Raw genomic sequence first — 14,943 nt, forward strand, 5'->3', positions numbered from 1 at the left:
CGGGGTGAGGGTCAGTCACCGATCAGGCATCAAAATCATTTCAGTGGCGAATTGGTGCGCTCAATGCTGTAGCGCTCCAGCTCTTTGTACGGCACCACCTGGGTTTTCTTCTTGCGCACGTCCACCACCGTCATGCGGTCGGTGCAGGAGTAGCAAGGATCAAGGCTGCCGATAATCAGCGGGGCGTCGGATACCGTGTTGCCGCGCAGCATGTAGCGTAGGGTTGGCCAGTTGGCATACGTCGCCGCGCGGCAGCGCCAGCGGTACAGCTTCTGGTTGTCGCCGGTCATGCTCCAGTGAATGTCGTCCCCGCGCGGTGCCTCTGAGAAGCCCAGGGCAAAGCGGTTTGGAATGTAGGTAAAACCTTCCACGGCGAGCGGGCCGCCCGGCAGGTTATCCAGACCAAAATCAATCATGTTCAGCGCGGTAAAGACTTCATTGATGCGCACTTTCAGGCGGGAAAGCACGTCGCAGCCGTCGAGGCTATGTACTTCCATCGGCAGGAGGCCGTAACCGACAAACGGGTGATCGGTGCGGGTATCACGGGCGTGGCCGCTGGCACGCACCATTGGGCCGACATTGCTGAAATCACGGGCGATTTGTGGGTCAAGGCGGCCAATGCCGACGGTGCGCTGCTCAATGTTCGGCGTGCTCAGCAGGATATCCACCAGATCTTGCACTTCCCGACGCATCTGCTGGGCGAGCTGGCGGGTCTGGATCATGTCGTCTTTCAGCAGGTCGCGGCGGATGCCGCCGATCAGGTTCAGGCCGTAGGTTTTCCGCGCCCCTGTCAGGATCTCCGCCATCTTCATCGACATTTCACGCACGCGGAAGAACTGCATAAAACCGGAGTCGAAGCCGACAAAGTGGCAGGCCAGGCCGAGGTTCAGCAGGTGGCTGTGCAAACGCTCAACCTCCAGCAGAATGGCGCGAATCATCTGCGCGCGCTCCGGCACCACAATCCCCATCGCGTTTTCCACCGAGGTTGTATAGGCGGTGCTGTGGGCGAAGCCGCAGATGCCGCACACGCGATCGGACAAAAAGGTAACTTCGTTGTAGCCCATGCGGGTTTCCGCCAGCTTTTCCATGCCGCGATGGACGTAGAACAGGCGGTAGTCGGCGTCGATAATGTTTTCGCCATCAACGAACAGGCGGAAGTGGCCGGGTTCATCAGAAGTGACGTGCAACGGGCCAATCGGCACCACGTTGTTCTTTTTCGTCCCCAGTTCGTTAATGAACTCGTAGGTCTCTTTGTCGGTGGTCGGCGCCGGGCGCTGGCGGTAATCCATACTGTCTTTACGCAGCGGATAGAGATCGTCCGGCCAGTCGTCCGGCAGCACCAGACGGCGCTCATCGGGCAGGCCAACCGGCTGCAGGCCGTACATATCGCGGACTTCGCGCTCGCCCCAAACGGCGGCAGGAACGCGAGGCGTGACGGATGGGAACTCTGGTTTGTCGGCATCCACTTCCACACGTACGGTGATCCAGCACTTCACGCCGCTTTCCATCGACAGCACATAATACACCGCATAGCTGCCGCACAGCTGGCGTTCATCGTTGCCAAACAGCACCGAAAGCCAGCCGCCCTGCTGGTAGTAAAGCCACTCCACCACCTCCGGCAGCATGTTGAGCTTCACGGTGACAGTGATTTGGTCTTTGGTCTGCCAGGCTTCTTCGATCACCGCATGCGGGAATTGCTGATGCAGCGCGGCGAGATAGTGTTGACCAATTTTTTCTTCAGACATCGATAGGTTCTCTTAAATCACGCCGCCAGCAAGGAGACGAAGGCTAAAAAGGCAAAGCCAAAACCGGCCCAGGTAATGCGCGAGGTTTCAAGCATCCGCAGGCGCGCCATGCTGTTTTCGAAAAGCGCGATAATCAGCACGCCCGCCACCAGCTTCACAACGGCCAGCACCAGGGCAAGGACAAGCCCGCCCCAGCTAAAGGCGCTCATTTGCCCCCAGGGCAGGAACACGCCGACAAACATTTGCAGCACAACCAGTTGCTTCAGCGAAATGCCCCACTTCAGCACCGCAAAGCCCGCGCCGCTGTATTCGGACAACGGCCCTTCCTGCAGCTCCTGCTCGGCTTCGGCGAGGTCAAACGGCAGCTTGCCCATTTCAATAAAGGTGGCGAAGGCGCAGGCCGCGAAGGCCAGAACCAGCGTCAGGCTTTGCGCCGTCGGCCAGGCGTGAATAGCCCCGGCGATATTGCTGATGTGCGTGCTGCCGGCCACCTGTGCGGCAACCCACAGGCCAAGCAGCAGAATCGGCTCAACCAGCACACCCAACATCGCTTCGCGGCTGGCGCCAATCCCGGTGAACGGGCTGCCGGTGTCCAGCCCGGCGATGGCGAAGAAGAAGCGGGCGATGGCGAACAGGTAAATTAAGGTGATCAGGTCGCCTAATGACGGCAGCGGCGAGGCAATCGTCACCACCGGCAGCGCGGTGGCGATGGTGAGCATCACGCCCACCATCACGAACGGCATCAGGCGGAAGACCCAGCCAGAGGCGGCGGGGGCCACGCTCTGGCGGCCCAGCAGCTTGAACAGATCTCGGTATTCCTGCAGCACGCCGGGGCCACGGCGATTATGCAGGCGGGCGCGCGTTACGCGGGTAATCCCGGCCAGCAGAGGCGCGGCAAAAAACAGCGCCAACGCCTGGATAAGAGCAAATAAAAACGTAGTCATATCAGTTCCTCAGGCAACCATCGCCACCAATAAGACCGCCAGCTCAACCATCGCCAGGCGGCGGAACGTGCCGGACAGGCGCTCGCATTGCCAGCCAGGGATCCACTTCACCGGGTTCAGGGTTTGGCGCAGCTTAAGCAAAGGCGCAAACGCCGCTTTTACCGGCTGGGCAAAGCCCGTCGCGGTGATCACCATCGCCTGTTCGTGGTCGTAGCCGCAGACCCACGCCGAGCCGCGAGAGCGGTTTGGCAAGCGGTCGCCGCGGAAAATGATCATCAAAATAAACGGCAGCAGCGGAGAGGCGATCAGCAGCAGCGTTATCATCGGCTGAGACACGGCGGTATGCGCCGGTTGAAGCGGCAGCGGAACGGCGTGCTGAAGCAAAGGCAGCAGCCACGGGGCAGCAACCCCGGCAACTACGCAGCATGCGGCAAGCAGAGCGACTGAGACGTTCATTAGCCACGGCGCAGAGGTCGCGTTTTCCGCTTCTTTAGTACGCGGAGCACCCAGGAAGGTGACGCCATAGACTTTCGCCATGCACATCACCGCCAGTGCGCCAGTGATTGCCAGCCCTACGGCCAGCAGCGGTCCGATAAAACGGCCCACAAACAGCGGCAGGCTGCCGAGGCGGAAAAACGACTGATAGATAACCCACTCCCCGGCAAAGCCGTTCAGCGGCGGCAGCGCGGCCATCGCCATCAACCCAACCAGCATCGCCAGCGAAATAACCGGCATGCGTTTGCCGATCCCGCCCAGCTTCTCGATGTCGCGGTGTCCGGTGCGGAACCAGACGGCACCTGCGCCGAGGAACAGCGTGGTTTTAAACAGGCTATGGTTGAACAAATGATAAAGGCCGCCGGTCATGCCCAGCGCCACCAGCACTGGCTCATGCAGTGCGATACCGATCAGGCCGCAGCCCAGGCCCAGCAAAATAATGCCGATGTTTTCAAGGGAGTGATAAGCCAGCAGGCGGTTGATGTTGTGCTCCATCAGCGCGTAAAGCCCGCCGATAAACGCGGTGATCATGCCGACCACCACGACCAGCACACCCCACCACAGCGGCAGCGTATTACCGATCAGCGAGAAGCTCATAATGCCGTAAAGGCCAATCTTCAACACCACGGCGGAGAACAGCGCGGCGGCAGGCGCGGAGGCATTCGCATGCGCCTGCGGCACCCAGCCGTGCAGCGGAATAATCCCGGCAAGCAGCCCAAAGCCGAGTAGCACGAGGATCAGTACCGGGGCCGGCAGCGGCGCGCCGTCAAGGAGATGACGCAGATCGCCATAGCCCAGCGCGCCGTAGCGCTGCCACAGCAGCCAGCAGGCAATCGCCAGCAGCACGGTGCCCAGACGACCAAGGGCAAACCACAGCTGCCCGGACTTCTGGCAGCCGGTGAGGAAATAACCCGCCAGGGAGATGATTTCCGCCATCGCTACCAGCGTGACAAAGTTGTCGGCTACCAGCGCTGCAACGCTTGCCGCCAGGATTAAGTTAATCAGCAGGCCGTCGGCTTTTATCGCCGGATGGCGATGCCAGGCGCAGTTATAGACGGAAATAAACAGGCCGCTTAACGCCACCGTTACCAGCCAGACGCCGTTGAAAGCGTTGAGCTGCAGGTGCCAGTGCCAGATTTCAGCCTCGCCGCTGAAGCCCAGCAGCGCCTGAACACCCGCGATCAGCAAAAGCAGGGCGCTGATTGCGCCGCCAACGCCACCGATAAAGCCGCTAACGGGCTTTGAAAATGTCAGAACGCCGGCTAACACAGCGCTGGTGGCAAATCCCAAAAGCGCCCAGTGAATCAGTAAAAAAACATTCATTTTCTCGCCTCTGGCTGGGTAAACAGGGTCAGGTCGCCAAGCGTCGCGCCAAGCGTCAGTTCACGTTTGCGCTTGCTGGCCTGGGCGATGTCTTTGTTGTCAATCAGCCGCAGCGCCTTGGTCGGGCAGGTTCGAACGCAGGCCGGGCCGCTTTCGTCGAAGCTACACAGGTCGCATTTGACCGCGATAGCGCGAACGCCGGGAACCCAGTCCAGCAGCGGGCTAACGCGAGCCGGGGCCGGAGGCGCGGGTGGCGCTTTCGGGCTGTTCACGTTGGCGGGAATATGCAGAGGGCGACTGCCGGAAAACTCAATGGCGCCGAACGGGCAGGCGATGCCGCAAAGTTTGCAGCTTACGCACAGGCTTTCATTCAGCTGCACGGCGCCGTCCACGCGGGTTATCGCGTTGACCGGGCAAACCCCGGCGCAGGGGGCGTCTTCACAGTGGTGGCACATCTGCGGCGCAGATTCATTCAGGTTGCGCATGACTTTCAGGCGCGGCATGGACTGCAGGCCGTGCAGGCGGTGCGTCTCGGCGCAGGCCGCTTCACAGGTATGGCAGCCCATACACAATTTTGAGTCAGCGATTACAAAACGGTTCACCAGTTCTTCCTCAGGTGACAATCGTCATTTTTGACGAAAACATGCCGAAAAGCTGCCGGTTCGACAGTTCTCGACACCCCAGATCTCTTCATGCCACGGCGGACTTTTGCAGCAGTGCCATGGATAACGGGGTGTTTTGCTGCACGGCCAGATAAAGGCTGTCGTACACCGGGCGGATCAGCTCGAGGTAGTGTTCCAGCACTTTCTCGCGGTCGCGGTTGCTGACGGCGTTATCAATCAGTCCGTCATCGTCGATAGTCGCCTTGGCAATCAGCACGTTATCGCTGCCGTCGCGCAGTTCGATGCTGTACTCGATGGTGTGGCTGTTAAAGCCTTCGGCGAGATTGATTTGAATAACGAAGTGGTCAAATAAGAAGAAACGCAGGCTTTCGTCCGGGTTGCAGCCCACGGCGTGATGCAACTTCGCTTTGGATAAGGTGATCCCCTGAATCAGGGTGTTGCCGTATAGATGCCACTGCGAAAGCAGCCGCTGGTGCTTGTCGGCGATGTACTCGGCTTTTTCGCTCAGTTCCCAAATGTTCATGTTTTGTTCGCTCTGTTAGTGCTTGTCCCTCCGTAAGGCACGTTTCGTGCCATGTTTTTAATTTATTGTTTTTAAATGGATTAAACCGATAAAGGTGTCTTTGGCAAGCAGAGTGACATGTCATTTCGTCATCTTTGACTTTGGCTGATGGCACTTTTTCACCCTCTCCCGGGAAGGGAGAAGGCCGGGGTGAGGGGCAAAGAAAAAGCCTGGCACCGTCCTTGCATTACCTGCCCCAGTTAACCCCGGAGGCCCCATGCACGAAATCACCCTTTGCCAGCGCGCAGTCGAACTTATCGAAAGCCACGCCCGCCAGAACAATGCCCGTCGCGTGACCGGCGTCTGGCTGGAGGTCGGCGCCTTCTCGTGCGTGGAAACCAGCGCCCTGGAGTTTTGCTTTGATCTGGTCTGCCGCGGCACCCTGGCGGAAGGCTGCGAACTGCATATCCACCAGCAGGAAGCTGAATGCTGGTGCCATGACTGCCAGCAGTTCGTCACCTTACTGACCCAGCGCGTGAAGTGCTGCCCCAACTGTAACGGCAGCAACCTACGCATCGTGGCGGATGACGGCATGCAGATTAAGCGTCTGGAAATCGATCAGGAGATAGCTCATGTGTAGCACTTGCGGTTGCGGTGAAGGCAACCTGTACATTGAAGGGGACGAACGTAATCCCCACTCTGGCTTTCGCAGTGCCCCGTTTGCCCCGGCGGCACGCCCGCTGCAGCAGATAACCGGCGTCAAATTTGCCCCCACGGCCGACGAACAGGGTGACCTGCATTACGGCCACGGCGCGGCAGGCACCCACGCGCCGGGGATGACTCAGCGTAAGATGCTGGAGATCGAGCTGGACGTGCTCGACAAAAATAACCAGCTCGCCGCCCATAACCGCGACCGCTTTGCCAGCCACAATCAGCTGGTGCTGAACCTGGTCTCAAGCCCCGGATCCGGCAAAACCACCCTGCTCACCGAAACGCTGAAGCGCCTGAATGCCAAAATGCCGTGCGCGGTTATCGAAGGCGATCAGCAAACGGTGAACGACGCCGCGCGCATCCGCGAAACCGGCACGCCGGCCATTCAGGTCAACACCGGGAAAGGCTGCCATCTTGATGCCCAAATGATTCGCGATGCCATGCTGCGCCTGCAGCTTGAACGCGACGGCGTGCTGTTTATCGAAAACGTCGGCAACCTGGTTTGCCCGGCGAGCTTTGATTTAGGCGAGCGCCATAAGGTCGCGGTGCTGTCGGTGACGGAAGGCGAAGATAAGCCGCTGAAATACCCGCATATGTTCGCCGCGGCGTCACTGATGCTGCTGAACAAAATCGACCTGCTGCCCTACCTGCAGTTCGACGTCAGCAAGTGCTTAGCTTTTGCCCGCGAGGTCAACCCGGACATCAAAATTATTCTGGTTTCCGCGACCAGCGGCGAAGGGATGGACGAGTGGCTTAGCTGGCTGGAGGCGGAGCGATGTGCATAGGCATCCCGGGGCAAATTGTTGAGCGCCTGGCCGACGGCAGCGCGAAAGTGGACGTCTGCGGCGTGCAGCGCGACGTGAATTTAACGCTGGTGGGCGACGCCGCCGTGGGGCAATGGGTTTTGGTTCACGTCGGTTTCGCCATGAGCATTATTGACGAATCCGAGGCACGGGACACGCTGGATGCCCTGCAAAACATGTTCGAGGTTGAGCCGGACGTTGGCGCACTGCTTTATGGCGAGGAGCGTCGCTGATGCGCTACGTCGATGAATACCGCGATCCAGATCGCGTGATGCAGCTGATTGAAACGCTGAAATCCCGCGCCGCGCTGCTGAACGACACGGAGAGCCACCCGCTGCGCATCATGGAAGTTTGCGGCGGCCATACCCACGCTATTTTTAAATTCGGCCTCGATCAGCTGCTGCCGGAAAATATCGAGTTTATTCACGGCCCCGGCTGCCCGGTTTGCGTGCTGCCGATGGGGCGAATCGACACCTGCATTGAGATAGCCAGCCACCCGGAAGTGATTTTCTGTACCTTTGGGGATGCGATGCGCGTGCCGGGTAAAAACGGCTCGCTGATGCAGGCGAAGGCGCGAGGCGCGGACGTCAGGGTAATTTACTCGCCCATGGACGCGCTGACGCTGGTTCGCCAGAACCCGGAGCGCAAAGTGGTGTTCTTTGGCCTCGGCTTTGAAACCACAATGCCCGCCACGGCAATCACGCTTCAACAGGCAAAGTCGCAGGGCATCGATAATTTCTATTTCTTCTGCCAGCACATCACGCTGATCCCGACGCTGCGCAGCCTGCTTTCCCAGCCCGACAACGGCATCGGCGCTTTCCTGGCGCCGGGGCATGTCAGCATGGTGATTGGCACCGAAGCCTATGACTTTATTGCCTCTGAGCACCAGCGCCCGCTGGTGGTGGCCGGCTTTGAGCCGCTCGATCTGCTGCAGGGCGTGCTGATGCTGGTCGAGCAAAAAATCAGGCAGCGCAGCCTGGTAGAAAACCAGTACCGCCGGGTCGTGCCGGAAGAAGGCAATTTGCTTGCACAGAAGGCGATAAGCGACGTGTTTACGGTGCGCGGTGAAGCGGAATGGCGCGGCCTGGGCGTAATCGGCGATTCCGGCGTACAGCTCACCGAAGCCTACCGTCAGTTTGATGCCGAAGACCATTTCCAGCCCAAACCTCAGCGGGTTTACGACGACCCGAAAGCCCGCTGCGGCGACGTGCTTACCGGGCGCTGCAAGCCGCATCAATGCCCGCTGTTTGGCCGCGACTGTAATCCTCAAAACGCCTTCGGCGCGCTGATGGTCTCCTCCGAAGGAGCCTGCGCGGCGTGGTATCAGTACCGTTCTCAGGAGTGTGAAGTATGAAAACCGTTGAGCTGGCCCACGGCAGCGGCGGCCAGGCGATGCAACAGTTGATCGCCAGCCTGTTTATGCGAGTTTTTGATAATCCGTGGCTGGCCGAGCAGGAAGATCAGGCGAGGCTTTCGCTGGCAGAGCTGACCGCCTGCGGCGACCAGCTGGCGTTTTCTACTGACAGCTACGTTATCGATCCGCTTTTTTTCCCCGGCGGGGATATCGGCAAGCTGGCCGTGTGCGGCACGGCAAACGACGTCGCGGTGAGCGGCGCTACGCCACGCTGGCTGTCGTGCGGTTTTATCCTTGAAGAAGGCCTGCCGTTTGAAACGCTGGAGCGCGTGGTCACCAGCATGGCGAATGCGGCACGCTCGGCGAATATCGCCATTGTGACCGGCGACACCAAAGTCGTACCGCGCGGCGCGGCGGACAAGCTGTTTATCAATACCGCCGGGATAGGCGCTATTCCTGCGGGCGTTAACTGGGGCGCGGCCCAGATCAAAGCAGGGGATCTGCTGATTGTGAGCGGCACACTCGGCGACCACGGCGCAACCATCCTCAACCTGCGCGAGAAACTGGGTCTGGACGGCGACCTACAAAGCGATTGCGCGGTGCTGGCACCGATGATCGCCCCACTGCTGCAGATTCCCGGCGTAAAAGCGCTGCGGGACGCCACGCGCGGCGGGGTAAACGCCGTTCTGCATGAGTTTGCCGACACCAGCGGCTGCGGAATGGAAATCAGCGAAAATCATTTACCGCTGAACCCGGCGGTGCGCGGCGTCTGCGAGCTGCTGGGGCTGGATGCGTTAAATTTTGCTAATGAAGGCAAGCTGGTTATCGCAGCGTCTCCCGAGTCTGCCCCGGCCGTTATTCAGGCATTACAGCAACATCCCTGCGGCAAACAGGCGGCTGTCGTGGGGGAGGTTGTGGAGCGAAAAGGCGTGCGCGTAACGGGGCTTTATGGCGTAAAACGCACGCTCGATCTGCCGCATTTTGAACCCTTACCGCGCATTTGTTGACCTGCGCCAGTACGCATTCAGGCAACGCTGACTAAACTTAAACAATATTTATATTAATTATATGTTTTAGCCCTGCGCCCGCCGCAGGGCATTTTAATGGAAAGCAAAAATGTCATACACGCCGATGAGCGATCTCGGGCAGCAGGGGTTGTTTGATATCACCCGCACGCTGCTCCAGCAGCCCGATCTCAACGAACTCGCCAGCAGCCTGACACAGTTGGTGAAACAGGGCGCACTGGCCGATCGCGTTAACATTCTGCTTTACCATCCCCTGCATCAGCGGGTGAGTTTTTATGGCAAGGATAAACACGGCAAGGAACTGCACTACGAAGATGAAATGGCTCTGGCCAGCGGCCCGGTGCGCCGCATATTGTCGCGCCCGGAGGCGCTGATTTGCAGCCAGCAAGAGTTCGATGAAACATGGCCGCAAATGGCAAGCCTGGATCTGTATGCTCCTTTTGGCCGCTACTGCCTTTTACCGCTGGCCTCCGAAGGCAAAATTTTCGGCGGCTGCGAATTTATCCGCAACCGGGCGGACGCCTGGACGGAAAAAGAGCTGAACCGGCTTTATACCCTGGCGCAAATTGTCGGCCTGGTGACCGAGCAAATCCAGACCCGGCTCAATTCGAGCCACGATCACCAGTTATTGTGCCGGGAGCGCGACGATTTTCGCATTCTGGTGGCCGTCACTAACGCGGTATTGTCGAAGCTGGACCTGGACGAACTGATCAGCGAGATTGCCCGGGAAATTCACTATCACTTCGCCATTGATTCCATCAGCATCGTGCTGAAAAGCAGCCGCAAGTCGCGGCTCACGCTCTACTCCACTCACTTTGTTGATGAAGCTTCGCCGATTCACGATCAAAGCGACGTGCTTGAGGAAGGCACGCTGTCAGAACGCGTCTTTAAAAGTGGTGAAATGCTGCTGCTCAACCTTTGCTCTGGCGACAAACTGGCGCCGTATGAGCGGATGCTGCTGGAGATGTGGGACAACAAACCGCAGACGCTTTGCCTGCTGCCGCTGAAGTTCGGCCCCAATATGCTGGGCGTCCTGAAGCTTGCCAAATGCAGCGAGCAGGGCTTTACGCCTGCCAATCTCAAACTGCTGCGCCAGATTGCCGAACGTATTGCCATCGCGGTGGATAACGCCCTCGCCTACCAGGAAATCAACCGCCTGAAAGAGAATCTGGTGGATGAAAACCTCTACCTCACCGAGCAAATTAATAACGTCGACAGTGATTTTGGCGAAATTATCGGGCGCGGCGAAGCGATGTCTATCGTGCTTAAGCAGGTGGAGATGGTGGCCAGCAGCGACAGCACCGTGCTGATCCTCGGCGAAACCGGCACTGGTAAAGAGCTGATTGCCCGGGCGATCCATAATCTGAGCGACCGCAACAGCCGCCGGATGGTGAAGATCAACTGTGCCGCGATGCCCGCCGGGCTGCTGGAGAGCGACCTGTTCGGCCACGAGCGCGGGGCGTTTACCGGGGCAAACAATCAGCGCATTGGCCGCTTTGAGCTGGCGGATAAAAGCTCGCTGTTCCTCGACGAAGTGGGCGATATGCCGCTTGAGCTGCAGCCCAAGCTGCTGCGCGTGCTGCAGGAACAGGAGTTCGAGCGCCTCGGCAGCAATAAGGTTCAGGAAGTGGACGTGCGCCTGATCGCCGCCACTAACCGCAACCTGAAAGAGATGGTTGCCGACCGGGAGTTCCGCAGCGATCTTTATTACCGGCTGAACGTGTTTCCTATCACGCTGCCGCCGCTGCGCGAACGCCCGGAGGATATCCCGCTGCTGGTGAAATCCTTCACCTTCAAAATCGCCCGCCGCCTGAACCGTAACATCGACAGTATTCCGGCGGAAACGCTGCGCGCCCTGAGCCGCATGGAGTGGCCAGGCAACGTGCGGGAGCTGGAAAACGTGATTGAGCGGGCGGTGTTGTTAACCCGGGGCAACGTGCTGCATCTTTCCCTGCCCGAAATGGATCACCGCCCTCCTTTGGAACGCCATCTATCTCCGGGTGTGGAAGAAGAGAGGCGTGAAGATGAGGACGAGTGTGAGCGCATCCTGCGCGTGTTGAAAGAAGCTAACGGCGTGGTGGCCGGGCCTCGCGGCGCTGCCCAGCGATTAGGGCTGAAGCGCACCACGTTACTTTCCCGGATGAAGCGCCTGGGGATTGATAAAGACGCGCTTTAGCCGGAAACTGGGCATAACCCTACATTTTTTGTCTGGAACCTGAATCATGGCAATTATCCCCAAGAACTATACGCGGCTGGAAAGCGGCTACCGCGAAAAGGCGCTGAAGCTTTTCCCGTGGGTGTGCGGGCGCTGCTCCCGCGAGTTTGTCTATTCCAATCTGCGTGAACTGACCGTTCACCATATGGATCACGATCATACCAATAATCCTGAAGATGGTAGCAATTGGGAGCTTTTATGCCTGTATTGCCACGATCATGAACATTCTAAATACACCGAGGCCGACCAGTACGGCTCCACGGTGATTGCCGGAGAGGACGCGCAAAAGGATGTAGGCGAAGCAACCTATAATCCGTTTGCCGACCTCAAAGCGATGCTGAACAAGAAAAAGTAAGCGCCCTCCGCTTAGAGGGATATCACGTCCCTCTAAGCGAAATCATTTCGCCTTTTCCCTTCATTTTTTCCAGACGCTGCCGATAACTTAGACAAGCATTCACTCCGTACGGTTGGGTTCTGAGGCCGGGTTATCACTTGAGGTTAAAATGGATAGTTTTCAGAAAGATATTGATGAAAGGGCCAACCTGGCGTTATCCAACAAGTTCGAGCTGCTGCTGTTCCGCTTAGGGACCAGCCAGCACGACAGCAAGTCCGAGCTGTACGGCATCAACGTTTTTAAGCTGCGTGAAATTGTGCCGATGCCGAAGATTAACCGTGCCGCAGGCATGGAATCACCGCTGCTGGGCATGGCTAATATTCGCGACCAGATTATCCCGGTTATCGACCTGCCTGCGGTCACCGGCTGCACGCCGACCACCGGCCTGAATTTATTACTGATCACCGAATATGCCCGCAGCACCCAGGCGTTTGCCGTGGAGTCCGTGGAGAACATTATTCGCCTCGACTGGAGCCAGGTGCACGCCGCCGAGGCCGGGGTCAGCAGCCGCAATATCACCAGCATCGCCAATATTGACGATCCGCTAACCGGCAAAGACCTGGCGCTGGTGCTGGACGTAGAGCAGATCCTCTATGACATTATCCCGTCCGGGAGAGAGGTGAACATTGCCGCGATCGAAGAGAAAACCTATACCCTGAAGCCGGGCGCGGTGGCTATCGTCGCCGAAGACTCCAAAGTTGCGCGTTCGATGCTGGAGCAGGGTCTGAAGGGGATGGGCATTCCGGCCATCATGCACGCGACCGGCCAGGAAGCCTGGGAAAAAATCAAACTTATTGCTGCCGAGGCCAAAGCGTCCGGCACGCCTATTACCGACAAAATCGGCCTGGTGCTGACCGATATCGAGATGCCGGAGATGGACGGTTTTACCCTGACCCGAAACATTAAGACCGAACCTTCGCTGAAACACATTCCGGTGGTGATCCACTCTTCGCTGTCCGGCAGCGCCAACGAAGATCACGTCCGTAAAGTCGGCGCCAACGGCTATGTCGCCAAGTTTGACGTCGCCGAGCTGTCTTCCGTCATCCACAAAGCGCTGGAAGACGCCGCCACTCGCTAAGAGATAAGAAAAGGCCCGGAAACCGGGCCTTGTTTTTTATTCGAGCCAGAACACTTCTTTAAGCGAATACCCACGATAGCCATCACCGCCAGTTATCCCCTCTTCATATCTTCGCGTCACGACCGGGTAACAATTCGCCGTTACTCTGAAAAAATGGCTTTTTACCCGCTGCGTTATAGCCGTAAGCCGTGGTTTCATGAAGAAAAGTTATAACCACACGCTAAGTACGGCATTGATAAACATTTTCAATATCATTTAATTAACTATAATGAACCGACTGATTACGCGGCGTTAACAGCATTACAGCCGCTCTACGTTAATGGAGACGATGAATATGAGCTATACACTGCCATCCCTGCCTTACGCTTACGACGCGCTGGAACCGCATTTCGACAAAGAAACCATGGAAATCCACCACAGCAAACACCACCAGGCTTATGTCAACAACGCGAACGCCGCGCTGGAATCCCTGCCTGAGTTTGCCAGCCTGTCTGCTGAAGAACTGATCGCTAAACTGGATCAACTGCCTGCGGATAAGAAAACCGTACTGCGTAACAACGCCGGCGGCCACGCTAACCACAGCTTCTTCTGGAAAGGCCTGAAAAAAGGCACCGAGCTGAAAGGCGACCTGAAAGCCGCTATCGAGCGCGATTTCGGCAGCGTTGACGCGTTCAAAGCTGAGTTTGAAAAAGCAGCCGCTACCCGTTTCGGCTCCGGCTGGGCGTGGCTGGTACTGAAAGGCGACAAACTGGCTGTAGTCTCTACGGCAAACCAGGACAGCCCGCTGATGGGCGAAGCTATCTCCGGCGCTTCCGGCTTCCCGATTGTGGGCCTGGACGTTTGGGAACACGCTTACTACCTGAAATTCCAGAACCGTCGCCCGGACTACGCGAAAGAGTTCTGGAACGTGGTTAACTGGGACGAAGCAGCAGCACGTTTCGCCGCTAAAAAATAAGGTTGCAATACGACCTTAGAGAAGCGAGCCTGATGGCTCGCTTTTTTTATGTCTATTTCGCAGGGAGTCGCTTATGCATCGCTATCCGCTTCAGGTTTACGTTGGCCAGATCCGTGCTTACGAAGGGAGTCGGCCCAGCGCCATCGCCAAGGTGCAGGTGGACGGCGAACTTCGCCTGACAGAGCTTGGGCTGGAGGGCGACGAGCAGGCGGAGAAGGTGATTCACGGTGGGCCAGACAGGGCGCTGTGCCACTATCCGCGCGAGCATTATCAGCACTGGGCGCAACTCTTCCCGGATAAAATCGATTTGTTTAACGCCCCGGCCTTCGGCGAAAACCTGTCCACGGAAGGGATGACGGAAAAGAACGTCTGTATGGGGGATATTTACCGCTGGGGTGAGGCACTGATTCAGGTGACTCAGCCTCGTTCGCCCTGCTTTAAGCTGAACTACCATTTTGGCGTAGAGGATATGGCAACGCGGATGCAGGAAGCGGGCTACTGCGGCTGGCTTTATCGCGTGATTCTGGCGGGGAATGTTTCCGCCGATGCACCGCTGGAGCTGGCTTCTCGCGTTAGCGACGTGACGGTGGCAGAAGCTATCGCCATTGCGTGGCATATGCCGTTTGATGATTCACAGTATCATCGGCTTTTGTCAGCGGCTGGGTTATCGGTAAGCTGGAGCAGAACGATACAGAAGCGCAGAATTTCAGGGAAGATCGAGGATAATTCGCGGCGTTTGTTCGGAAAGTAACGGCCCCTCACCCCAACCCTCTCCC

Annotated in this window: 15 protein-coding genes; 10 read left to right on the forward strand and 5 right to left on the reverse strand. The window is 58.0% G+C overall.

Annotated features, from left to right (window positions below; all coding sequences use genetic code 11):
* Positions 1 to 35 precede the first annotated feature (35 nt).
* From ACR6JA_RS16815 to hycA, 5 genes are all read right to left on the reverse strand, one after another.
* Entirely contained in the window at positions 36 to 1,745 is a 1,710-nt protein-coding gene (locus ACR6JA_RS16815; protein ID WP_494494230.1) for a hydrogenase large subunit, read from the reverse strand.
* Positions 1,746 to 1,762: 17 nt separating this feature from the next.
* A complete protein-coding gene (locus ACR6JA_RS16820; protein ID WP_008457683.1) occupies positions 1,763 to 2,689 on the reverse strand; it encodes a respiratory chain complex I subunit 1 family protein in 927 nt (308 codons plus the stop codon).
* Between the two features lie 9 nt (positions 2,690 to 2,698).
* Positions 2,699 to 4,507 (reverse strand): formate hydrogenlyase subunit 3, encoded by a 1,809-nt coding sequence (gene hycC, locus ACR6JA_RS16825; protein ID WP_494494231.1) that lies wholly within the window; start codon positions 4,505 to 4,507, stop codon positions 2,699 to 2,701.
* Positions 4,504 to 5,109: a 4Fe-4S dicluster domain-containing protein gene (locus ACR6JA_RS16830; protein WP_213713462.1), complete on the reverse strand. Its 606-nt coding sequence runs from the start codon at positions 5,107 to 5,109 to the stop codon at positions 4,504 to 4,506. The genes hycC and ACR6JA_RS16830 overlap by 4 nt, the downstream gene beginning before the upstream one ends.
* An 88-nt stretch (positions 5,110 to 5,197) precedes the next feature.
* Entirely contained in the window at positions 5,198 to 5,653 is a 456-nt protein-coding gene (gene hycA / locus ACR6JA_RS16835) for a formate hydrogenlyase regulator HycA (protein WP_008457686.1), read from the reverse strand.
* A gap of 256 nt (positions 5,654 to 5,909) precedes the next feature.
* Here hycA and hypA point away from each other — a divergent pair, with 256 nt between their 5' ends.
* The 10 genes from hypA (at position 5,910) to yiiM (ending at position 14,918) form a co-directional block, all read left to right on the forward strand.
* Positions 5,910 to 6,272 (forward strand): hydrogenase maturation nickel metallochaperone HypA, encoded by a 363-nt coding sequence (hypA, locus tag ACR6JA_RS16840; protein WP_213713460.1) that lies wholly within the window; start codon positions 5,910 to 5,912, stop codon positions 6,270 to 6,272.
* Positions 6,265 to 7,128 (forward strand): hydrogenase nickel incorporation protein HypB, encoded by an 864-nt coding sequence (hypB, locus tag ACR6JA_RS16845; RefSeq protein ID WP_494494232.1) that lies wholly within the window; start codon positions 6,265 to 6,267, stop codon positions 7,126 to 7,128. Before hypA ends, hypB begins: the two co-directional genes overlap by 8 nt.
* Positions 7,119 to 7,379 carry a HypC/HybG/HupF family hydrogenase formation chaperone gene (locus ACR6JA_RS16850; RefSeq protein ID WP_213713456.1) on the forward strand — a complete coding sequence of 87 codons (261 nt, stop codon included), beginning with the start codon at positions 7,119 to 7,121 and terminating at the stop codon, positions 7,377 to 7,379. Before hypB ends, ACR6JA_RS16850 begins: the two co-directional genes overlap by 10 nt.
* Entirely contained in the window at positions 7,379 to 8,500 is a 1,122-nt protein-coding gene (hypD, locus tag ACR6JA_RS16855) for a hydrogenase formation protein HypD (protein WP_494494233.1), read from the forward strand. The genes ACR6JA_RS16850 and hypD overlap by 1 nt, the downstream gene beginning before the upstream one ends.
* On the forward strand, positions 8,497 to 9,507 hold the full coding sequence (gene hypE / locus ACR6JA_RS16860) for a hydrogenase expression/formation protein HypE (RefSeq protein WP_494494234.1): 1,011 nt from the start codon (positions 8,497 to 8,499) through the stop codon (positions 9,505 to 9,507). The genes hypD and hypE overlap by 4 nt, the downstream gene beginning before the upstream one ends.
* Positions 9,508 to 9,616: 109 nt before the next feature.
* Entirely contained in the window at positions 9,617 to 11,701 is a 2,085-nt protein-coding gene (gene flhA / locus ACR6JA_RS16865; protein WP_494494235.1) for a formate hydrogenlyase transcriptional activator FlhA, read from the forward strand.
* 46 nt (positions 11,702 to 11,747) lie between these two features.
* Complete coding sequence (gene yajD / locus ACR6JA_RS16870; protein ID WP_008457693.1) at positions 11,748 to 12,095, forward strand: HNH nuclease YajD; 348 nt, start codon at positions 11,748 to 11,750, stop codon at positions 12,093 to 12,095.
* 148 nt (positions 12,096 to 12,243) lie between these two features.
* The gene (locus ACR6JA_RS16875; protein WP_494494236.1) at positions 12,244 to 13,212 is read left to right on the forward strand and encodes a chemotaxis protein; all 969 of its coding nucleotides are present in this window, start codon (positions 12,244 to 12,246) and stop codon (positions 13,210 to 13,212) included.
* 334 nt (positions 13,213 to 13,546) lie between these two features.
* The gene (sodA, locus tag ACR6JA_RS16880) at positions 13,547 to 14,167 is read left to right on the forward strand and encodes a superoxide dismutase [Mn] (RefSeq protein ID WP_008457716.1); all 621 of its coding nucleotides are present in this window, start codon (positions 13,547 to 13,549) and stop codon (positions 14,165 to 14,167) included.
* Positions 14,168 to 14,240: 73 nt separating this feature from the next.
* On the forward strand, positions 14,241 to 14,918 hold the full coding sequence (yiiM, locus tag ACR6JA_RS16885; RefSeq protein WP_213713446.1) for a 6-hydroxyaminopurine reductase: 678 nt from the start codon (positions 14,241 to 14,243) through the stop codon (positions 14,916 to 14,918).
* Positions 14,919 to 14,943 lie beyond the last annotated feature (25 nt).

The organism is Cedecea sp. B1(4) (genome assembly GCF_059414925.1).